This window comes from Streptomyces viridosporus (assembly GCF_002078235.1).
Taxonomy (GTDB): domain Bacteria; phylum Actinomycetota; class Actinomycetes; order Streptomycetales; family Streptomycetaceae; genus Streptomyces; species Streptomyces viridosporus.
The window spans coordinates 41,807-61,892 of the sequence record NZ_MSGP01000340.1; the positions used below are offsets into that span (position 1 = coordinate 41,807).

22 protein-coding genes are annotated in these 20,086 nt (G+C 72.5%); 17 read left to right on the top strand and 5 right to left on the bottom strand.

The window, feature by feature from the left end:
• The first annotated feature begins 25 nt into the window (after positions 1-25).
• Positions 26-1,993 (top strand): DUF5107 domain-containing protein, encoded by a 1,968-nt coding sequence (locus B7L92_RS23750; RefSeq protein WP_081239468.1) that lies wholly within the window; start codon positions 26-28, stop codon positions 1,991-1,993.
• Between the two features lie 57 nt (positions 1,994-2,050).
• On the opposite strand, the gene B7L92_RS23755 is transcribed toward B7L92_RS23750, so the two are convergent.
• The gene (locus tag B7L92_RS23755; protein ID WP_004981064.1) at positions 2,051-2,401 is read right to left on the bottom strand and encodes a VOC family protein; all 351 of its coding nucleotides are present in this window, start codon (positions 2,399-2,401) and stop codon (positions 2,051-2,053) included.
• A 110-nt stretch (positions 2,402-2,511) separates the two neighbouring features.
• On the opposite strand from B7L92_RS23755, the gene B7L92_RS23760 reads away from it, so the two are divergent.
• The gene (locus B7L92_RS23760) at positions 2,512-3,003 is read left to right on the top strand and encodes a phage holin family protein (RefSeq protein ID WP_081239469.1); all 492 of its coding nucleotides are present in this window, start codon (positions 2,512-2,514) and stop codon (positions 3,001-3,003) included.
• Between the two features lie 110 nt (positions 3,004-3,113).
• Here B7L92_RS23760 and B7L92_RS23765 read toward each other — a convergent pair whose 3' ends face one another.
• Complete coding sequence (locus tag B7L92_RS23765) at positions 3,114-4,076, bottom strand: LLM class F420-dependent oxidoreductase (protein ID WP_081239470.1); 963 nt, start codon at positions 4,074-4,076, stop codon at positions 3,114-3,116.
• A gap of 144 nt (positions 4,077-4,220) precedes the next feature.
• Between B7L92_RS23765 and B7L92_RS23770 the strand changes: the two genes are divergently transcribed.
• The 13 genes from B7L92_RS23770 to B7L92_RS23830 all read left to right on the top strand — a co-directional run bounded on the left by B7L92_RS23770 (position 4,221) and on the right by B7L92_RS23830 (position 14,032).
• Positions 4,221-5,711, top strand: a complete 1,491-nt coding sequence (locus B7L92_RS23770; RefSeq protein WP_081239471.1) for an NAD(P)/FAD-dependent oxidoreductase — start codon at positions 4,221-4,223, stop codon at positions 5,709-5,711.
• Positions 5,708-7,570, top strand: a complete 1,863-nt coding sequence (locus B7L92_RS23775) for a transketolase (protein WP_081239472.1) — start codon at positions 5,708-5,710, stop codon at positions 7,568-7,570. The genes B7L92_RS23770 and B7L92_RS23775 overlap by 4 nt, the downstream gene beginning before the upstream one ends.
• Positions 7,567-8,514 (top strand): non-homologous end-joining DNA ligase, encoded by a 948-nt coding sequence (gene ligD, locus B7L92_RS23780; protein ID WP_081239473.1) that lies wholly within the window; start codon positions 7,567-7,569, stop codon positions 8,512-8,514. The genes B7L92_RS23775 and ligD overlap by 4 nt, the downstream gene beginning before the upstream one ends.
• 120 nt (positions 8,515-8,634) lie before the next feature.
• Positions 8,635-9,015, top strand: a complete 381-nt coding sequence (locus B7L92_RS23785) for a gas vesicle protein GvpO (protein WP_004981050.1) — start codon at positions 8,635-8,637, stop codon at positions 9,013-9,015.
• 52 nt (positions 9,016-9,067) lie between these two features.
• The gene (locus tag B7L92_RS23790; RefSeq protein ID WP_081239474.1) at positions 9,068-9,502 is read left to right on the top strand and encodes a gas vesicle structural protein GvpA; all 435 of its coding nucleotides are present in this window, start codon (positions 9,068-9,070) and stop codon (positions 9,500-9,502) included.
• Positions 9,499-10,272: a GvpL/GvpF family gas vesicle protein gene (locus tag B7L92_RS23795; RefSeq protein WP_004981044.1), complete on the top strand. Its 774-nt coding sequence runs from the start codon at positions 9,499-9,501 to the stop codon at positions 10,270-10,272. Before B7L92_RS23790 ends, B7L92_RS23795 begins: the two co-directional genes overlap by 4 nt.
• Positions 10,273-10,276: 4 nt before the next feature.
• Positions 10,277-10,540: a gas vesicle protein GvpG gene (locus B7L92_RS23800; protein WP_081239475.1), complete on the top strand. Its 264-nt coding sequence runs from the start codon at positions 10,277-10,279 to the stop codon at positions 10,538-10,540.
• The gene (locus tag B7L92_RS23805; RefSeq protein WP_081239476.1) at positions 10,537-11,157 is read left to right on the top strand and encodes a DNA primase; all 621 of its coding nucleotides are present in this window, start codon (positions 10,537-10,539) and stop codon (positions 11,155-11,157) included. Before B7L92_RS23800 ends, B7L92_RS23805 begins: the two co-directional genes overlap by 4 nt.
• Positions 11,154-12,353, top strand: a complete 1,200-nt coding sequence (locus tag B7L92_RS23810; RefSeq protein WP_081239477.1) for an SRPBCC family protein — start codon at positions 11,154-11,156, stop codon at positions 12,351-12,353. The genes B7L92_RS23805 and B7L92_RS23810 overlap by 4 nt, the downstream gene beginning before the upstream one ends.
• Positions 12,350-12,685 (top strand): gas vesicle protein, encoded by a 336-nt coding sequence (locus B7L92_RS23815; protein WP_004981031.1) that lies wholly within the window; start codon positions 12,350-12,352, stop codon positions 12,683-12,685. Before B7L92_RS23810 ends, B7L92_RS23815 begins: the two co-directional genes overlap by 4 nt.
• Entirely contained in the window at positions 12,682-13,458 is a 777-nt protein-coding gene (locus tag B7L92_RS23820; protein WP_081239478.1) for a GvpL/GvpF family gas vesicle protein, read from the top strand. Before B7L92_RS23815 ends, B7L92_RS23820 begins: the two co-directional genes overlap by 4 nt.
• The gene (locus B7L92_RS23825; RefSeq protein WP_004981027.1) at positions 13,455-13,643 is read left to right on the top strand and encodes a gas vesicle protein; all 189 of its coding nucleotides are present in this window, start codon (positions 13,455-13,457) and stop codon (positions 13,641-13,643) included. Before B7L92_RS23820 ends, B7L92_RS23825 begins: the two co-directional genes overlap by 4 nt.
• Positions 13,644-13,774: 131 nt before the next feature.
• The gene (locus B7L92_RS23830) at positions 13,775-14,032 is read left to right on the top strand and encodes a gas vesicle protein K (protein ID WP_026084730.1); all 258 of its coding nucleotides are present in this window, start codon (positions 13,775-13,777) and stop codon (positions 14,030-14,032) included.
• Between the two features lie 47 nt (positions 14,033-14,079).
• On the opposite strand, the gene B7L92_RS23835 is transcribed toward B7L92_RS23830, so the two are convergent.
• Both B7L92_RS23835 and B7L92_RS23840 read right to left on the bottom strand, forming a co-directional pair.
• Positions 14,080-14,250 (bottom strand): hypothetical protein, encoded by a 171-nt coding sequence (locus B7L92_RS23835; RefSeq protein WP_004981024.1) that lies wholly within the window; start codon positions 14,248-14,250, stop codon positions 14,080-14,082.
• A 42-nt stretch (positions 14,251-14,292) separates the two neighbouring features.
• Positions 14,293-15,114 (bottom strand): class I SAM-dependent methyltransferase, encoded by an 822-nt coding sequence (locus B7L92_RS23840; protein ID WP_081239479.1) that lies wholly within the window; start codon positions 15,112-15,114, stop codon positions 14,293-14,295.
• A gap of 193 nt (positions 15,115-15,307) precedes the next feature.
• Between B7L92_RS23840 and B7L92_RS23845 the strand changes: the two genes are divergently transcribed.
• The gene (locus B7L92_RS23845) at positions 15,308-16,927 is read left to right on the top strand and encodes an ABC-F family ATP-binding cassette domain-containing protein (protein ID WP_081239480.1); all 1,620 of its coding nucleotides are present in this window, start codon (positions 15,308-15,310) and stop codon (positions 16,925-16,927) included.
• On the opposite strand, the gene B7L92_RS23850 is transcribed toward B7L92_RS23845, so the two are convergent.
• Positions 16,872-17,408 carry a helix-turn-helix transcriptional regulator gene (locus B7L92_RS23850; RefSeq protein WP_081239481.1) on the bottom strand — a complete coding sequence of 179 codons (537 nt, stop codon included), beginning with the start codon at positions 17,406-17,408 and terminating at the stop codon, positions 16,872-16,874. The genes B7L92_RS23845 and B7L92_RS23850 overlap by 56 nt on opposite strands.
• A 171-nt stretch (positions 17,409-17,579) precedes the next feature.
• Between B7L92_RS23850 and B7L92_RS23855 the strand changes: the two genes are divergently transcribed.
• On the top strand, positions 17,580-20,012 hold the full coding sequence (locus B7L92_RS23855) for an ATP-binding cassette domain-containing protein (RefSeq protein WP_081239482.1): 2,433 nt from the start codon (positions 17,580-17,582) through the stop codon (positions 20,010-20,012).
• Positions 20,013-20,086: the final 74 nt, after the last annotated feature.

A 20,086-nucleotide genomic window follows, 5' to 3' on the forward strand; every position in this document is an offset into this window, starting at 1 on the left:
TGCAGGCGGGCCCGCGGCGGCTTCCATGGAGATCGTGACGACGATCCGACGTGAGGTACTGACGCTGCCCGCCGCGCACCTGGGCCCCGACAACCCGCTGCCCCCGCTGCGGCCCCTCGACGAGACGCACCGCGTCGAGGACCGCGACAAGGAGGACCTGCCGCGCGACATGGCCCGGCAGATCGGCTACGCACCCCTGCACAGCCTGCTGCCCGTCCGCGTCCGCGACGGCTACGACCGCCGGCGCGAGCCGCGCCCGGTCGACACCCTCGTGATCGAGAACGACCGGCTGCGCGTCACCGTGCTGCCCGGCCTCGGGGGCCGGATCGGCTCCCTCGTCCACCGGCCCACCGGCCGCGAACTCCTCTACCGCAACCCGGTGTTCCAGCCCGCCAACTTCGCCCTCAACGGTGCCTGGTTCTCCGGCGGCATCGAGTGGAACATCGGTGCCACCGGCCACACCGCCCTGTCCTGCTCACCCGTGCACGCCGCCCGCGTCCCCGCTCCCGACGGCGGGGAGATGCTGCGCCTGTGGGAATGGGAGCGCCTGCGCGACCTGCCCTTCCAGGTCGACCTCTGGCTCCCGGAGGACTCGGACTTCCTGTACGTCGGCGTCCGCATCCGCAACCCGCACGAGAAACCGGTGCCGACCTACTGGTGGTCCAACATCGCCGTCCCCGAGGACTGCCGCGTCCTCGCCCCCGCGGAGGAGGCCTGGCAGTTCGGCTACGAGCGCCGGCTGCGCCGGGTCCCCGTCCCGGTGCACGACGGCACCGACCGCACCTACCCGCGCAACAGCACCTACGCCGCCGACTACTTCTACGAGGTGCCCGAGCGGCGCAGGCGCTGGATCGCCGCCCTGGACGCCGACGGCCGCGGCCTCGTGCAGACCTCGACCGACGAACTCGGCGGCCGGAAGCTGTTCGTGTGGGGGAGGGGACCCGGCGGACGGCGCTGGCAGGAGTGGCTCACCGAGCCCGGCACCGGCGGCTACTGCGAGATCCAGGCCGGACTCGCCCGCACCCAGCTGGAACACGTCCGGCTCGAAGCCGGGAGCGAGGTGTCCTGGATGGAGGCGTACGGCCCCTTCGACGCACGGCCGGACGGGGAGTGGACCGGCGTCCTGCGCGCGGCGGAGGACCGGCTCGAGGCGGTCCTGCCCCGCGCCGACGTCGACGCCGCCCGCACCGCCTGGCAGCCGTACGCCGACACCGAACCCGGCGAGAGGCTCGCCACCGGTTCCGGCTGGGGCGCGCTGGAAGTGCTGCGGGCCGGCTGGAAGCTGCCCGGCACGCCCTTCGACGAGAGCACCCTGGGCGAGGAGCAGGAGCCCTGGCTGCACCTGCTGCGCGCCGGGTCCCTGCCCGAGCCGCCGGACAGCCGGCCGCCGGGCGGGACGCTGGTCGCCCGGCACTGGCGGGACCAGTTGGAGACGGCACCCGCCACCCCGCTCACCGAGTACCACCTCGGCGTCGCCCAGTGGCACGCCGGCGACCGCGCGCAGGCGGTGCGCAGCTGGGAGCGGGGGCTGCGGCACGCCCCGGTGCGGTGGCCGGCGCTGCGCTGCCTCGCGGTCGCCGACCAGGAGGACCGTCACCCCGAGCGGGCCGCGGAGCGCTACGCGCAGGCCTTCGACGACCTGTGGCGGGTGCGCCGTGAGGCCGGGGACGACGACGGCTCGTGGACCGCCGTCACCGCCGCGCTCGGGCGGGAGGCGGTCGAGGCGCTGCTCGCGGTGGGGCGCACGGGGGACGCGCGGTCGGTGTGGCAGCGGCTGGATCCCGGGACCCGGGAGCGCGGGCGGTTCCGGCTGATCGAGGCGGGGCTGCTGCTGGCCGAGGGGCGGCGCGAGGAGGCCCGTGCCGTGTTCGACGCGGGCTTCGAGGCCGCCGATCTGAGGGAGGGGGACGAGGTCATCGGACGGTTGTGGAGCGCGCTCACCGACGAACCGCTGCCGGAGCGCCACGACTTCCGCATGCGGCCCACGCCGTGACGGGTCCGGACCGTGACGGACCCACGCCATGACGGGTCCGGGCCGTGACCGGACCGGCTAGGAGGGGTGGCGGTCCACGTACTCGTAGACCGCCCCGTCCGGATGACGCACGATCAGGTTGCGGCCCGCCGGGGTGGGGACCGGGCCCGCGATGATGTCGGCGCCCAGCTCGGCCAGTACCCGGTGGGCCTCCTCCACGTCCTTCACCGCGATCGTCGCCGCGACCTTGCGCAGCACCTCCAACTCGGCCGCGGGGCCGCTCATCAGCAGGAAGCAGCCCACCGCGGCGACCTGGACACCGCCCCGCTCGAACCGGAGGGCCCGGCCGCCCGCCAACCGCTCGTAGAAGGGGATGGCGGTCTCGATGTCGTCGACGCAGACGCGCAGTGTGGCACCCAGAATCTCCATGGGAACGAGCCTAGTTGGGCCGGGCCGGGCCCGGGGACCGCTCCCGGACGATCTCCACACCCCGCCCCCGGGGACGTTACGCGCCCCGGGCCCCCGGGTACCCGACGGCCATGCAGCGCTTGGAGCACTTGGAGCATCTGGACAAGCACCTGGTCGACGAGCTGGCTCAGGTGGCGCGCGAGACCGTACGCGACGAACTGCGCGAACAGACGCGCAAGCAGCGGCGCAAGGCCGCCCTGTACGCCGCGTCCGGCGCCGTGGCCCTGTACGCGGGCGCGGCCGTCGCGCTGGCCGCGGGGCTCGCGCTCGCCCTGGTCCTGCCGGACTGGGCCGCCGCGCTGATCACGGCCGTCGTCCTGGGCGCCCTCGCCCTCGCCCTGCGGAACGCCGCCCGGCCCACCCCGGCCCGGGCCGCCGTTCCCGGGCAGCGGCACGTGCCCTCCGGCGGCACCGCGGCATCCGGTGGTGGCGCGGCCCCCGGTGGTACGGCAGTGTCCGGTGGGAGGACGGTGCCCGTTCCGCCGATGCCGTCCGTCCCGCCCGCCACGGGAGCCGTACCGCTGCGGCGGCCGAACGAGGGCAACGGGCCCGAAGCACGGTAGGACCCTCGCGGGACCGGGCCGGCGGCGGCCCGGTCCTTCGCCGGGCGCGGCGGCCGGGGTGCCTGTCCCCTCGGCCGCTCGTTCCGCTCGGCCCGCTCGGGTCATTGGGGTCACTCGGCCTGCTGGAGCTGCGGCAGCACCTTCGTGCGGTAGAAGTCGAAGAAGCCGCGCAGGTCGGGGCCGATCTGGTTGACGTAGATCCGGTCGAAGCCGGCGTCGGCGAACCGCTGGAGCTCGGCGACGTGCTCGTCCACGGTGTCGCCGCACACCCGGTTCGCGCTCACCATGTCCTCGGTGACCAGGGACTGCACCTGCTCGAAGTGGGCCGGCGAGGGCAGCACCTGGCCCAGCTCGCCGGGCAGCAGCTCGTTCGCCCAGAGGCGGTGCACGGTGCGCACGCACTCCTCCCGGTCGGTGCCGTAGCAGACCTTGGTGCCGCCGCCGACCGGCTTCCCGCCGCCTCCGCCCTTGCGGTACTGCTCCACCATCGAGGCGTCCGGCATCATCGTGATGTAGCCGTCGCCGACCCGGGCCGCGAGCTTGGTCGCCGCCGGGCCGAAGCCGGAGATGTCGATCGGGACGGGCTCGTCCGGCACCGTGTACAGCCGGGCGTTCTCCACCGTGTAGTACGTGCCGTGGTGGTTGACCTCCTCGCCGGTGAACAGCCGGCGCATCACCTGGATGGCCTCCTCCAGCATCTCCAGCCGTATGTGCGCGGGCGGCCAGGCGTCCCCGAGGATGTGCTCGTTCAGCGCCTCGCCCGTGCCCACACCGAGCCGGAACCGGCCCTGCGTCATCACCGCGCTCGTGGCCGCCGCCTGGGCGACCACCGCCGGGTGCACGCGCACGGTCGGGCAGGTCACCGCCGTCTCCACTGGCAGGGACACCGCCTCGGACAGCGCGCCGATCACCGACCACACGAAGGGGCTCTGCCCCTGCGCGTCGCTCCACGGATGGTAGTGGTCCGAGATCCACAGACCCCGGAATCCGGCCTGCTCGGCCATCCGTGCCTGCTCGATCAGCTCGTCGGGGCCGTACTGCTCGCACGAGAGGAAATAGCCGTACTCGGGCATGGGGGGTGCCTCCGTGACGTGGGGCGGTCCGGGTCCGGGGCCGGGTACCCGCAGGGCCCGGGCGGCAACCGGCGGACGTTTGGCGGCCCCGGCCGGGGGGACGCGGAAGGCTCCCGAGGTACGCGACAGCGCCGGAGGCGAACCGTGAGTCGACCCCGCATCGTGATCGTCGGTGCCGGCTTCGCCGGGTACCGCACGGCCCGGACCCTGTCCCGGCTGGCCCGGGGCCGCGCCGAGATCGTCCTGCTGAATCCGACCGACTACTTCTCTTACCTTCCCCTGCTGCCCCAGGTGGCCGCCGGCATCCTGGAGCCGCGCCGGGCCGCGGTCTCCCTGCCCGACACCCTGCCGCAGGTGCGACTGGTGCTGGGGGAGGCCGACCGCATCGACCTCGACGGGCGGACCGTGCACTACACCGGCCCCGAGGGAGACGGCGGCACCCTCGCCTACGACCGGCTGGTGCTCGCGGTCGGCAGTGTCAACAAACTGCTGCCCATCCCCGGCGTCGCCGAGCACGCGCACGGCTTCCGGGGCCTGCCCGAGGCGCTGTACCTGCGCGACCACGTGACCCGGCAGGTGGAGCTCGCGACCGCCACCGACGACCCCAGGAGCTGTGCCGCCCGGTGCACCTTCGTGGTGGTCGGCGCCGGCTACACCGGCACCGAAGTCGCCGCGCACGGGCAACTGTTCACCGACGCGCAGGTGGGCCGGCACCCCATGCGCACCGGTATGCGGCCGCGCTGGCTGCTGCTGGACATCGCCGACCGGGTCCTGCCCGAACTGGACGAGCGGCTCTCGCGCACCGCCGACAAGGTGCTGCGCGAGCGGGGCGTGGACGTCCGCATGGGCACCTCCGTGAAGGAGGCCACGCACGAGGGCGTGCTGCTGACCGACGGCGAGTTCGTCGACACCCGCACGGTGGTGTGGTGCGTCGGTGTGCGGCCCGACCCGCTCGTCGAGTCGCTCGGGCTGCCCATGGAACGCGGCCGGCTGCTCGTCGACCCGCACCTGCGGGTGCCGGGCCGGCCGGAGGTGTTCGCCTGCGGCGACGCGGCCGCGGTGCCCGATCCGGACAGGCACGGGAAGTACACCCCGATGACCGCGCAGCACGCCTGGCGGCAGGGCAAGGTCTGCGCGCACAACGTCGCCGCGTCGTTCGGTGACGGCGAGTGGCGCGCCTACCGCCACAAGGACCTGGGGTTCGTGGTGGACCTGGGCGGCGTCAAGGCCGCCGCCAACCCGCTCGGCGTGCCCCTGTCCGGGCCGGTCGCGGGAGCGGTCACCCGCGGCTACCACCTCGCGGCGATGCCGGGCAACCGGGTGCGCGTCGCCGCCGATTGGCTCCTGGACGCCGTACTGCCGCGCCAGGCCGTGCAGTTGGGGCTCGTACGGTCGTGGTCGGTGCCTTTGGACACGGCGTCCCCCGAACTGGCGCGGGTGCCGGCCGGCCCGGCGGAGAGCCGGCCCGGGACCGAGCCCGCGGAGAGCCGGCCCGGCGGTGGGCCGACGGAGAGCCGGCCCGTGCCCGCGCCGCCCGCCGACCAGCCGCCCCCGGGCTCCGGCGCCGCCCCGGGCCCCGTCAAGCGCGCCGACCTTCCCGCAGACCCCGCAGACCCTGTCGAAGGAGACTCATGAACACCGGTGAACTCGTCGAGCTCGGACAGCAGTTGCGCGTGGACAGTGTCCGTGCCGCGGCCGCCGCGGGCTCCGGGCACCCCACGTCCTCGATGTCGGCGGCGGACCTGATGGCCGTCCTGTTCGCCCGCCACTTCCGCTACGACTTCGACCGCCCCGACCATCCGGGCAACGACCGCTTCATCCTCTCCAAGGGCCACGCCTCGCCCCTGATGTACGCGCTGTACAAGGCGGTCGGCGCCATCGACGACGAGGAACTGCTCACCTTCCGCAAGCGCGGCAGCCGCCTCGAAGGGCACCCCACGCCCCGGCGGCTGCCCTGGGTCGAGACGGCCACCGGCTCGCTCGGCCAGGGCCTCCCGGTCGGCGTCGGCATCGCGCTGGCCGGGAAGCGGCTGGAGAGCGCCGACCACCGGGTGTGGGTGCTGTGCGGCGACAGCGAGCTGGCCGAGGGCTCGGTCTGGGAGGCGGCCGAGCAGGCCGCGTACGAGCACCTGGACAACCTCACGGTGATCGTGGACGTCAACCGGCTCGGCCAGCGCGGCCCCACCCGGCACGGCCACGACCTCGACGCCTACGCCCGCCGCTTCCAGGCCTTCGGCTGGCACACCGTCGAGGTGGACGGCCACGACGTGGACGCCGTCGACCGCGCCTACGGTGAGGCCGTCTCCACCGGGGGCCAGCCCACTGTGATCCTCGCCCGCACCCTCAAGGGCAAGGGCGTCGAGGCCGTCCAGGACCGCGAGGGCCTGCACGGCAAGCCGCTGCCGGAGGCCGAGGACGCGATCGCCGAACTCGGCGGTCCGCGGGACCTGCGGATCAGGGTGCAGGCACCGTCCGGCTCCGGCGCCTCCGGAGCGGGGGCGCCGTCCGCCGGGAGCACCACCGGCCTCGAGCTGCCCCGCTGGGACAAGGGCGAGGAGGTGGCCACCCGGAACGCCTTCGGCGAGGCACTGGCCGCCCTCGGCACCGCGCGCGGTGACGTCGTGGCCCTCGACGGAGAGGTCGGCGACTCCACGCGTGCGGAGTTCTTCGCCAAGGAGCACCCGGAGCGCTACTTCGAGTGCTACATCGCCGAGCAGCAGATGGTCGCCGCGGCGGTCGGCATGGCGGCGCGCGGCTGGACGCCGTACGCCTCCACCTTCGCCGCCTTCCTGACCCGCGCCCACGACTTCGTCCGCATGGCGTCGATCAGCGGCTCCGGCCTGAACCTCGTCGGCTCGCACGCGGGTGTCGCGATCGGCCAGGACGGGCCCAGCCAGATGGGCCTCGAGGACCTGGCGATGATGCGGGCGGTGCACGGCTCGACCGTGCTGTACCCGTGCGACGCCAACCAGACGGCGCGGCTGGTCGCCCGGATGGCCGACCTCGACGGCATCCGCTACCTGCGCACCTCGCGCGGTGGGAGCGCGGTGATCTACGGGCCCGACGAGGAGTTCCCCGTCGGCGGCAGCAAGGTACTGCGCTCCTCCGACCGCGACCGGCTCACTCTCGTCGCGGCGGGCGTCACCGTGCCCGAGGCGCTCGCCGCCGCGGACGCCCTGGCGGGGGAGGGCATCGCGGTACGGGTGATCGACCTGTACTCGGTCAAGCCCGTCGACCGGGACACCCTGCGCACGGCGGCCGAGGAGACCGGCTGCCTGGTGACCGTGGAGGACCACCACCCCGAGGGCGGCCTCGGCGACGCGGTCCTCGAGGCCTTCGCCGACGGGCGCCCCGTGCCGCGCCTGGTGCGGCTCGCCGTGCGCGTCATGCCGGGTTCGGCCTCCCCCGCCGAGCAATTGCACGCCGCCGGCATCGACGCCGAGTCGATCGCTGCGGCCGGCCGGCTGCTGGTGGAGGAGGCGATCGTGCCGTGACCGACGGCGACGGCGTGCGGACGGTCCGGGCCGGCCGCCGCACGGTGGGGATACACCGGCCGGACAAGGTGTTCTTCCCCGGCGGCGGGGACGCCAAGGAGTACACCAAGGGCGACCTCGTCGACTACCACCGGGCCGTCGCCCCGTTCATGCTGCCGCACCTGCGGGGCCGCCCGCTGATGCTGGACCGGCGCCCGGACGGCATCGGCGGCCCCCGGTTCATGCAGAAGAACACCCCGGACGGCTACCCGGAGTGGATCACCCGCGTCGAGGTCGCCAAGGAGGGCGGCACCGTCCGGCACACGGTGTGCGACGACACCGCCACCCTCCTCTACCTGGTCGACCAGGCGAGCATCACCCTGCACCGCTGGCTGTCCCGTGCCGACGGGGCCGACGGTGCGGACGGCGTCGACCGGCCCGACCGGCTGGTGTTCGACCTCGACCCCGCGGGCGACGACTTCGCGACGGTGCGGGAGGCGGCGCGGCTGCTGAGGGAGCTGCTCGACGAGCTGGAGCTGCCCTCGGCGCCGATGACCACCGGCTCCCGCGGCCTGCACGTGGTCGTGCCGCTGAACGCCGACCACGGCTTCGACGACGTGCGCGCCTTCGCCCGCGAGGTCGCCGACACGCTCGCCGCCGAGCACCCCGACCGGCTCACCACCGCCGCCCGCAAGAAGGACCGCGGCGACCGGCTGTACCTCGACATCCAGCGCAACGCCTACGCGCAGACCGCCGTCGCCCCCTACACCGTCCGCGCCCTGCCCGGCGCCCCCGTCGCCACTCCCTTCTCCTGGGACCGGCTGGACGACCCGGATCTGCACGCCCGCCGCTGGACCGTCGCGGACGCCGTGGAACAGGCCCGCACCGACCCGTGGGCCGGGCTGCCCCGCCGGGGCCGTGCCCTGGGGCCCGCGCGCCGCCGGCTGCGGGCGCTGCGCGGCTGAGCGACCGGGAGCGGTAGCGGTACCGCCGACCGACCGGAAACGCAGCAGGAGCACGGCAATCGGGTGAGTCCGTGGAGGTTTGGCGAACAGACATGCGGCCACACGGAGGGGGAGGTGGTCATGTCGAACACGAAGAGCACCGAAGAGTCACAGGAACCACAGGAACCACAGGAATCTCAGGACTCTTCCGAGTCCCGTACGACCGAGAAAAGCACCGGAAAGGCCAAACGGCCGAGCCCGATGGAGGTACTGCGTCAGGCGCGCGGACAGCTCGCGGAGCTCACCGGTATGGAAGCCGAGTCCGTGTCGTCCTTCGAGCAGACGGAGGAGGGCTGGGCGCTGGAGGTCGAAGTGCTCGAACTCGAGCGTGTGCCCGACACGATGAGCCTGATGGCGAGCTACCAGGTGGAGCTGGACCCCGACGGTCAGCTCACCGGTTACCGGCGGGTCCGTCGCTACGAGCGAGGACGGTCCGACGCGCGCAGGTCCGGCGGCCACTAGGCCGCCCGGTCGGACCCACACCCACACCCACAGACAAGGAGGAGCAGCCGGCATGACAGTTGTACCGGCACAGCAGACCGGCGGCGGGGGCGGCAGCAGCGGCCTCTATGACGTGCTCGAGCTCGTTCTGGACAGGGGGCTCGTCATCGACGCATTCGTGCGCGTCTCCCTGGTCGGCATCGAGATCCTCAAGATCGACGTCCGTGTCGTCGTCGCCAGCGTCGACACGTACCTCCGCTTCGCCGAGGCGTGCAACCGCCTCGACCTCGAGGCCGGGCCCCGCAAGAGCCCGGGCCTGCCCGAGATCGTCGGCGAGGTCACCGAGTCCGGTGCCCGGGGCAAGTCCAAGGGGGCGCTCTCGGGGGCCGCCGAGACCATCTCCGACGCGTTCAAGCAGGCACGTGAGGGCGGCTCCGAGAGCGAGACCGAATCCCGTCCGCGGGCCCGCAAGAGCACGTCCGCCCGTCGTAAGGAGGAGCAGGAGTGAGCACGTACGTCTACGGCATCACGGCGGCTTCGCACCCGTCGCTCCCCGAGGGCATGGGAGGCGTCGGCGACCCGCCGCGCCCGGTGCGCATTCTGCGGGAGGGCGAGCTGGCGGCCGTCGTCAGCGACGCCCCCGAGGGCCTGCGTCCCAAGCGCAGGGAACTGCTCGCCCACCAGAACGTGCTCAGCGAGATCGGCGCGGCCGGCTGCGTCCTGCCCATGCGCTTCGGCAGCGTCGCCCCGGACGACGACGCCGTCACCGGCGTCCTCGCCGAGCGGGCCGAGCACTACGGGGAGCGGCTGCGGGCGCTGGACGGCCGGGTCGAGTACAACGTCAAGGCCAACCACGTAGAGGAGGCCGTCCTGCACCACGTGATGGCCGGCAACCCGGAGATCCGTGCCCTCGCAGAGGCCAACCGGCAAGCGGGTGGCGGCAGTTACGACGACAAGATCCGGCTCGGCGAGATGGTCGCCGCCGCGGTCAAGGATCGGGAGGCCGAGGACGGCGCCGTGCTGGAGCGCGCGCTGGCACCGGCCGCCGACGCCGTGAGCGTGGGCCCCGAGTCCACGGGCTGGCTCGCCAATGTGTCCTACCTGGTCAAGCGGGAGACGGCGGAGGACTTCCTGGCGGCCGTGGAGCAGGTCCGCAAGGACATGCCCCATCTGGAGGTGCGCCTGAACGGTCCGCTGCCGCCGTACAGCTTCGTCGAGCCCGGCCCGGCCGAGCCGGCGGGCGCCGCGACAGGTGGGGCGGACACCGAAGTGGGGTGACGTCATGGGCCTGATCTCGGAGGTGCTGCTGCTGCCGTTCGCCCCGGTGCGCGGCAGCGCCTGGGCCATCCGACAGGCGATCCAGGAGGCGGAGCGCATCTACTACGACCCCGCCACCATCCGTGCCGAACTGGCCCGGCTGGAGGAGCAGCTGGAGGCAGGAGAGATCACGGAGGAGGAGTTCGACCGGCAGGAGGACGCACTCCTCGACCGGTTGGAGACCGCAACGCGCACGGGCGCGGGTACAGGGGATGGGACGCGACAGTGAATCGAACGGGACTGGGCCTCGCGATCGGGGCCGGATACCTCCTCGGACGGACGAAGAAGCTGAAGGCGGCGCTCGCCGTCGGCAGCCTGGTGGCCGGCAAGAAGCTGAACCTCAGCCCGCGGATGGTCGCGGACCTGGTGTCCCAGCAACTGCGGGACAACCCGCAGTTCAAGGAGATCGGAGACCAGCTGCGCGGTGATCTGCGCGGCGTCGGCAAGGCGGCCTCCGGCGCCCTGGTCGAGCGGCAGCTCGGCTCCCTCGCCGACCGCTTGCACGGCCGTACCGCCGATGTGCGGGGGCGGCTGACGGGCGTGGGCGGGCAGAAGGGCGCCAAGGACTCCGAGAGCCCCGAGGACACCGAGGACACCGAGGACATCGAGGAAGAGGACCGCGCCCCGCGGGAGGAGCCGGACGACGAGGAGCCGGCGGAGGAGAAGGCCCCGCCGAAGGAGGCCGCCAAGAAGGCGCCGGCCAAGAAGGCGCCCGGGAAGAAGGCCGCCCAGGCGAAGAAGGCTCCTCCGGCGAAGAAGGCCGCCGCCAAGAAGACGGCCGCCAAGAAGACCGCCGTGTCCCGGGGCACCCGCTCCCGCACGCAGAAGGGAGGCGGTGAGGGATGACCGAGACAATCCGATCGGCCACCTCCGCCGCGCGTGACAGCGCGCGTGGCAAGGGGAATCCGCTCGCCGACGTGGCCCACAGCGAGGCCGCCGACCGGCTCAAGGCCGAGCTGCAGGACTACCTCGCGGCCCAGGCCACCCGCCTGCTGACCGGCGTCGGCCGCAAGCTCGGCGAGACCACGAACAAGCTCAACGACATCGCCGAGGGCAACAGCCCGGGTTTCGCCAAGCTCGCCCTGGACGGCGGCCGCAAGATCGCCGAGGGCAAGGGCCCCCTGCGCACCGCCGTCGAGCTGGGGACCTCCCGCGCCAAGGACAACGTGATGGGCGCCCTGAAGGGCTTGGGCGGCGGTGGCGGCAAGAGCAAGCGCAAGCGCTCCGCGGGCAAGAAGCCCACCGTCATCATCGAGAGCATCGATGTCGGGGTCCCGCTGCGCATGGCCTACGACCAGTGGACCCAGTACCAGGACTTCAGCACCTTCGCCAAGGGCGTGAAGAGCGCCAACAAGTCCGACGACACCACCTCGGACTGGCAGGTGAAGGTCTTCTGGTCCAACCGCAGCTGGAAGGCGAAGACCACCGAGCAGGTCCCCGACGACCGCATCGCCTGGTCCTCCGAGGGCGCCAAGGGCACGACGAAGGGCGTCGTCTCCTTCCACCGCCTCGCCGACAACCTCACCCGGGTCCTGCTGATCATCGAGTACTACCCCACGGGCTTCTTCGAGAGGACCGGAAACATCTGGCGCGCCCAGGGCCGCCGGGCCCGGCTCGACCTGAAGAACTTCGCCCGCTTCATCACCCTCAAGGGCGAGGTCGAGGACAGCTGGCGCGGTGAGATCCGCGACGGCGAGGTCGTCCGCAGCCACGAGGACGCCATCGCCGAGGAGGGCGAGGGCACGGAGCCCGAGGGCGAGGAGGAAACGGAACCCGAAGCGGAGGAGGGCGAGGAGGCGGAGCCCGAAGCCGAGTACGACGAGGACGAGGCCGAGGAGGAGGACACCGGCGAAGAGCCGGCCGAGGACTCCTACGACGAGGACGAGGAGGAGTACGAGGACGAGGAGGAACCCGCGGCCGAGGAAGAGCCCGAGGACGAGTACGAGGAAGAGGAAGAGGAAGAAGAGCCCGAGGCCGAGGAAGAGCCCGAGGCGGAGTATGAGGACGAGGACGAGTACTCCGAGAGCGGGACCCGCCGATGACAACGCCCAGCCGGCTGCCCGAACCCTATGGCCAGGGCAGCGGCGCCAACCTCGCCGACATCCTGGAACGGGTGCTCGACAAGGGCATTGTCATCGCGGGCGACATCCGCATCAACCTGCTCGACATCGAACTGCTCACCATCAAGCTGCGGCTCGTGGTGGCCTCCGTCGACAAGGCGAAGGAGATGGGGATCGACTGGTGGGAGTCCGACCCCGCGCTGTCCTCACGTGCCCGGCGGGACGAACTGGCCAGGGAGAACGCCGAGTTGCGTGAGCGGCTGGCCCGGCTGGAGGAACTGGAGCCCCGCCGCGCACAGGAGGAGAAACCGTGACCGGACTGCGGTACGTCTACGCCGTCTGCCGTCCCTTCGACACGCCGCTCCAGGCGCAGTTGACGGGCGTGGGGGGCGATCCGCCCCGGCTGCTGACCCACCACGGCCTGGTGGCCGTGGTCAGCCACGTGCCGGAGGCGGACTTCGCCGAGGAACCGCTCCGTGCGCATCTGGAGGACCTCGACTGGCTGACCGCGGTCGCCCGTGCCCACCAGGGCGTGATCGACGCGCTGACCACCGTCACCACCCCGCTGCCGCTGCGGCTCGGCACCGTGTTCCGGGACGACAGCGGCCTGCGGATGATGATGGAGGAGCGCGAGGAGAGCTTCCTGCGGACCCTGGACCGGTTGGCGGGGCGAGTGGAGTGGGGCGTCAAGGTCTTCCTCGAGCCGGTGCCGGAGGCCCGCGCCGAGCCGGAGCGGAAGCCGGCGTCCGGCCGGGACTACCTGCGGCAGCGGAGCACCCGGACGAAATCGCACGAAGAGCTGTGGCAGAAGGCCGAGGCCTTCGCGACCCAGCTGCACGAGACGCTTTCCGCGTGTGCGGAGGATTCCCGTCTGCACGCGCCGCAGAATCCCACGCTCTCCGGTGCCTCCGGGCGGAATGTGCTCAATGCCGCCTATCTCGTCCCGCGCTCGGAATCCGAGGAATTCGTGGAAAGGGTGGACCGGACCAAGGACGGGATTCCCGGAATACGCGTCGAACTCACCGGCCCCTGGGCGGCCTATTCGTTCGCCGGTGAGGAGACGACGACCTCGGGGGAGGGGGCGTGACCGTCGTCGAACGCCGGGAGATAGCCTTGGTGGACCTGCTCGACCGCCTGCTGGCCGGCGGCGTCGTCATCACGGGCGACATCACGCTGCGCATCGCGGACGTCGACCTGGTCCGCATCGATCTCAACGCGCTCATCAGCTCGGTGAACGCGCAGGTCCCCTCCCCCTTCGAGGAGTCGCGTTGACGGCCCCCCGGGACGACCGGCACACCGAGCCGCACGACGGGCCGCACACCGAGCGGCACGTCGAGCCGCACACCGAGCCGCACAGCGAGCGGCACGTCGAGCCGCACGACGGCCGGCGCCGGCGGCTCGACCTGGAGCCGGACACGGTCGAGCGCGACCTGGTCAAGCTGGTGCTCACGGTCGTCGAACTGCTGCGCCAGCTCATGGAGCGCCAGGCGCTGCGCCGGTTCGACGAGGGAGACCTGAGCGAGGAGCAGGAGGAGCGGATCGGGCTCACGCTGATGCTGCTCGAGGAGCGGATGACGGAACTGCGTGAGCGCTACGGACTGCGGCCCGAGGACCTCAACCTGGACCTCGGGCCGCTCGGACCGCTGCTCCCCCGGGACTGAGTCCCGGAGAATTCCCCGGGGCCCGGCCCCGGGGAATTTCCGTCACCTCACCACCGGTACCAGCGGCCCCGACCACCGCCCGCCGTGGTGCCGCGCACGAAGAATCCCAGCAGCCACAGGACCAGAACGGCCAGGGCGATCCACCAGAGCACCTTCACCGCGAATCCGGCGCCGAAAAGGATCAGGGCCAGGAGCAGAACGAGCAGAATGGGAACCATAATGTCAACCTCCTGCCTTCCTGATTGCCCGTGAAATGAGATTCAGGCTTCCTTGCGGCAGATGATTTCTCCGTGCAGCACACTGAACCAGCCGTCGTCCCGCGCGCCCCACTCCCGCCAGGCCCCGGCCACCGCCCGCAGGTCCTCGCGGGTGGCGTGGCCCCCCTCGACGGCCCGTCCGGCATAGGCCGACGCCACGGTGCGGTCCGCCCACAGGCCGCTCCACCAGGCCCGCTCCTCGGGGGTCGAGAACGTCCAGGTCGCCGAGGACGCGGTGACGTCCGTGAACCCCGCCGCGAGCGCCCAGGACTTCAGCCGGCGTCCGGCGTCCGGCTCGCCCCCGTTGGCCCGGGCCACCCGCCGGTACAGCTCCAGCCAGTCGTCCAGGCCGGGCGACAGGGGGTACCAGGTCATCGCCGCGTAGTCCGAGTCCCGGACGGCGACGATCCCGCCCGGTCTCGTCACCCGCTTCATCTCCCGCAGCGCCCGCACCGGGTCGCCGACGTGCTGGAGGACCTGGTGGGCGTGGACCACGCAGAACGTGTCGTCCGGGAAGTCCAGCGCGTGCACGTCACCCACCGCGAAGTCGACGTTCCCCAGCCCCCGTTCGTCGGCCACCGCCCGGGCCCGCTCCAGCACGCCCGGCTCCCGTTCGAGACCGGTGACGTGCCCGTCGGGGACGAGCCCGGCCAGGTCGGCGGTGATGGTGCCGGGTCCGCACCCCACGTCCAGGATCCGCATGTGGGGCTCGAGCTCCCCCAGGAGGTACGCCGCCGAGTTGGCGGCGGTCCGCCAGCTGTGCGACCGCAGCACCGACTCGTGGTGCCCGTGCGTGTAGACGGCGGTCTCTCGAGCCTCGGGCATGGTGAACCACCCCTTCTCTCCTGGTAGGGCCTCGTGGTGATGACCGTCACGGTAGGCGATACGGCCGAATGATGAGACCCGCGTTTCACATACTGGTCAACGGTCGTGCGGGCACGGAGAAGGGGGGGAGAGCCGGAGGGACGGACCGAAAACCGTTTGCCGCCCGTGCCGACGGCCCGCACAATCGGCTGCCATGGGTCACCTGGAAGCCGCGCACCTGGAGTACCACCTCCCCGACGGGAGGGCGCTCCTGGGCGATGTGTCCTTCCGGGTGGGGGAGGGGGCCGTCATGGCCCTGGTCGGCCCGAACGGCGCGGGCAAGACCACCCTGCTCCGCCTCCTCGCCGGCGAGCTGAAGCCGCACGGCGGATCCGTCACCGTCAGCGGCGGCCTCGGCGTCATGCGCCAGTTCGTCGGCTCCGTACGGGACGAGACGACCGTGCGCGACCTCCTCGTCTCCGTGGCCGTGCCCCGCGTCCGCGAGGCGGCGCGCGCCGTCGACGAGGCCGAGCACGCCCTCATGACGGTCGACGACGAGGCCGCCCAGCTCCGCTACGCGCAGGCCATCGCCGACTGGGCCGAAGCCCGCGGCTACGAGGCGGAGACGCTGTGGGACATGTGCACCACGGCCGCGCTGGGCGTCCCGTACGAGAAGGCGCAGTGGCGCCAGGTGCGCACCCTCTCCGGCGGCGAGCAGAAACGCCTGGTCCTGGAGGCCCTGCTGCGCGGCACCGACGAGGTTCTCCTCCTCGACGAGCCGGACAACTACCTCGACGTGCCCGGCAAGCGCTGGCTGGAGGAACGGCTCGAGGAGACCCGCAAGACCGTGCTGTTCGTCTCCCACGACCGCGAACTCCTCGCCCGCGCCGCCCGGCGCATCGTCTCCCTCGAACCCGGTCCCGCCGGCGCCGACGCCTGGGTGCACGGCGGCGGATTCGCCACGTACCACGACGCCCGACGCGAACGCTTCGCCCGCTTCGAGGAGTTGCGCAGGCGCTGGGAGGAGAAGCACGCCCAGCTCAAGAAGCTCGTCCTGACCCTGCGGCAGGCCGCCTCGAACAGCGACGACATGGCCTCCCGCTACCGGGCCGCCCAGACCCGGCTGCGCAAGTTCGAGGAGGCGGGTCCCCCGCCGGAGCCGCCGCGCGAGCAGGACATCAGGATGCGCCTGAAGGGCGGCCGCACCGGAGTGCGCGCGGTCACCTGCGAGCGGCTCGAACTCACCGGTCTGATGAAACCCTTCGACCTGGAGGTGTTCTACGGCGAGCGCGTCGCCGTGCTCGGCTCCAACGGCTCCGGCAAGTCGCACTTCCTGCGCCTGCTGGCCGGCGACGACGTGGCCCACACGGGCGAGTGGCGCCTCGGCGCGCGCGTCGTCCCCGGACACTTCGCGCAGACGCACGCGCACCCCGAACTGGAGGGCCGCACGCTCCTGGACATCCTGTGGAAGGAGCACGCCCAGGACCGGGGCGCCGCCATGTCCCGGCTGCGCCGCTACGAGCTGACCGGCCAGGCCGAGCAGACCTTCGAGCGGCTGTCCGGCGGCCAGCAGGCCCGTTTCCAGATCCTGCTGCTGGAGCTCCGGGGCGTCACGGCCCTGCTGCTCGACGAGCCGACGGACAACCTCGACCTGGAGTCCGCGGAGGCGCTGCAGGAGGGCCTGGAGGCGTTCGAGGGCACGGTCCTCGCGGTGACGCACGACCGCTGGTTCGCCCGCTCCTTCGACCGCTTCCTGGTCTTCGGCAGCGACGGCAGGGTCAGGGAGACCCCGGAACCGGTGTGGGACGAGCGCCGGGTGGAGCGGGCGCGGTAGGAGGTTCCGGCTCGGCCGTGGCCGGCGACGGCCGGGTCCTCTCGCGGCCGGATCGGGCCGGGCCGGCGAGGGAGGCCTCCCCGCGCCTGACCGGCCGCGTGTGGATCTTGGCCACACAGGCCGGGAGGGCGGCGCCGTCGTCGTGGTCCCGGGCCCGGTAGGCGCTCGGGCTCTCGCCGACGAGTTCGGTGAAGCGCGAGCTGAACGATCCCAGCGACGTACAGCCGACCGCCATGCAGACCTCAGTCACCGTGAGGTCGCCGCGCCGCAGCAGCGCCTTGGCCCGCTCGATGCGGCGGGTCATCAGGTAGCTGTAGGGCGTCTCGCCGAAGGCGGCGCGGAAGCTGCGGGAGAAGTGGCCCGGCGACATCAGGGCGTCGCGCGCCAGTGCCGGAACGTCCAGCGGCTCGGCGTAGTCACGGTCCATCCGGTCGCGGGCCCGGCGCAGCCGCACCAGGTCGTCGAGGTCCTGCCGTCCCATCCCGTCAGTCTCCCACGGCGCCGGCGGCCCGGGAGGCGGGTGAGCGGACCGGGCCGGTCGGGAAGCGGTCAGGAATCGAGAAGCGCGCGCCGACGGGCGGCGGCTAGCGTGACCGCAGCCAGACGCCCGACGAAGACGGTTCCACCCGTGACAGACACAGATGGGGACACGATGAGCAAGGCCACGAGGACGGACGCACAGCCGCCCGCGCCGCATGCTGCCGACAGCCACGACCTGATCCGCGTGCACGGCGCGCGCGAGAACAACCTCAAGGACGTCAGCATCGAGATCCCGAAGCGCCGGCTGACCGTGTTCACCGGGGTGTCCGGCTCGGGCAAGAGCTCGCTGGTGTTCGACACGATCGCCGCGGAGTCGCAGCGGCTGATCAACGAGACCTACAGCGCCTTCCTGCAGGGTTTCATGCCGACGCCGGCACGGCCCGAGGTCGACGTGCTCGACGGGCTGACCACCGCGATCACCGTCGACCAGCAGCGGATGGGCTCCGACCCCCGCTCCACGGTCGGCACCGCCACCGACGCCAACGCGATGCTGCGCATCCTCTTCAGCCGGCTGGGCAGGCCGCACATCGGTCCGCCCGCCGCGTACTCCTTCAACGTGGCCTCGGTGAGCGCCAGCGGTGGGTTCACGGTCGACCGCGGTGCCGAGAGGACCAGGACCGAGAAGGTGTCCTTCACCCGCACCGGGGGCATGTGCACGCGCTGCGAGGGCCGCGGCAAGGTCTCCGACATCGACCTCACCCAGCTCTACGACGACTCCAAGTCGCTCTCCGAGGACCCGTTCACCATCCCCACCTACACCGGGGACGGCTGGGTGGTGCGGGTCATCACCGAGTCGGGCTTCTTCGACCCGGACAAGCCGATCCGCGAGTACACCGAGAAGGAGCGGTACGACTTCCTCCACCGCGAGCCGACCAAGGTGAAGATCAACGGCGTCAACCTCACCTACGAGGGGCTGATCCCGAAGATCCAGAAGTCGTTCCTCGCCAAGGACCGGGAGTCGATGCAGCCGCACATCCGGGCGTTCGTGGACCGGGCGGTGACCTTCACCGACTGCCCCGACTGCGACGGGACCCGGCTCAGCGAGCTCGCCCGGTCCTCGCGCATCGGCGAGGTCAACATCGCCGACGCCTGCGCGATGGAGATCCGCGACCTCGCCGCATGGGTCCGCGGCCTCGGCGAGCCTTCCCCGGGCTCCTCGAGCGGAGGACACCCCATGGTCGCCCCCCTGCTCACCGCGCTGCAGCACACCCTCGACTCGTTCGTGGAGATCGGCCTCGGCTACCTCTCGCTCGACCGGGCCGCGGGCACGCTCTCCGGCGGCGAGGCGCAGCGCGTGAAGATGATCCGCCACCTCGGCTCCTCGCTCACCGACGTCACCTACGTCTTCGACGAGCCCACCGTCGGCCTGCACCCGCACGACATCCAGCGGATGAACGGCCTGCTGCTGCGGCTGCGGGACAAGGGCAACACGGTGCTCGTGGTGGAGCACAAGCCGGAGACGATCGCCATAGCCGACCACGTCGTCGACCTCGGCCCGGGGGCCGGCACGGCGGGCGGCACCGTCTGCTTCGAGGGCACCGTCGAGGGGCTGCGGGCCAGCGGCACCGTCACCGGCCGCCACCTCGACGACCGGGCCGCGCTCAAGGAGACGGTGCGCAAGCCCACCGGTGCGCTGGAGATCCGCGGTGCGACGGCGAACAACCTGCGCGGTGTCGACGTCGACATCCCGCTCGGCGTGCTCTGCGTCGTCACCGGTGTCGCCGGCTCCGGCAAGAGCTCGCTCGTCCACGGGTCCCTCCCGGCCTCGGAGGGCGTGGTGTCGGTGGACCAGGCACCGATCCGCGGCTCGCGCCGGAGCAACCCGGCGACGTACACCGGGCTGCTCGACCCGGTCCGCAAGGCGTTCGCGAAGGCCAACGGCGTGAAGCCGGCGCTGTTCAGCGCCAACTCCGAGGGCGCCTGCCCCGCCTGCAAGGGCGCCGGCGTCGTCTACACCGACCTGGGGATGATGGCCGGCACCGCCATCACCTGCGAGGAGTGCGAGGGGAAGCGGTTCCAGGCGTCCGTGCTGGAGTACACCCTCGGCGGCAAGGACATCAGCGAGGTACTGGCGATGCCGGTGACCGAGGCCGAGGAGTTCTTCGGCGCCGGCGAGGCGCGCACCCCGGCCGCCCACAGGATCCTCGGCCGGCTCGCCGACGTCGGGCTCGGTTACCTCACCCTCGGCCAGCCGCTCACCACCCTGTCCGGCGGCGAGCGGCAGCGGCTCAAGCTGGCCACCCACATGGGGGACAAGGGCGGCGACCGGGCCGTCTACGTGTTCGACGAGCCGACCACCGGCCTCCACCTCTCCGACGTCGAGCAGCTCCTCGGCCTGCTCGACCGGCTCGTCGACGCCGGCGGGACGGTCATCGTCATCGAGCACCACCAGGCGGTCATGGCACACGCCGACTGGATCATCGACCTCGGTCCCGGCGCCGGCCACGACGGCGGCCGGATCGTCTTCGAGGGCACCCCCGCCGACCTCGTCGCCGCCCGCTCCACCCTCACCGGCGAGCACCTCGCGGCCTACGTCGGCGCCTGAGGCGGAGCGCTCCGGGTCCCGTGGGCGGGCCGGTCCTCAAGGGGGCCGTGCCCGAGGGGGCCCGGGTGCCCGAG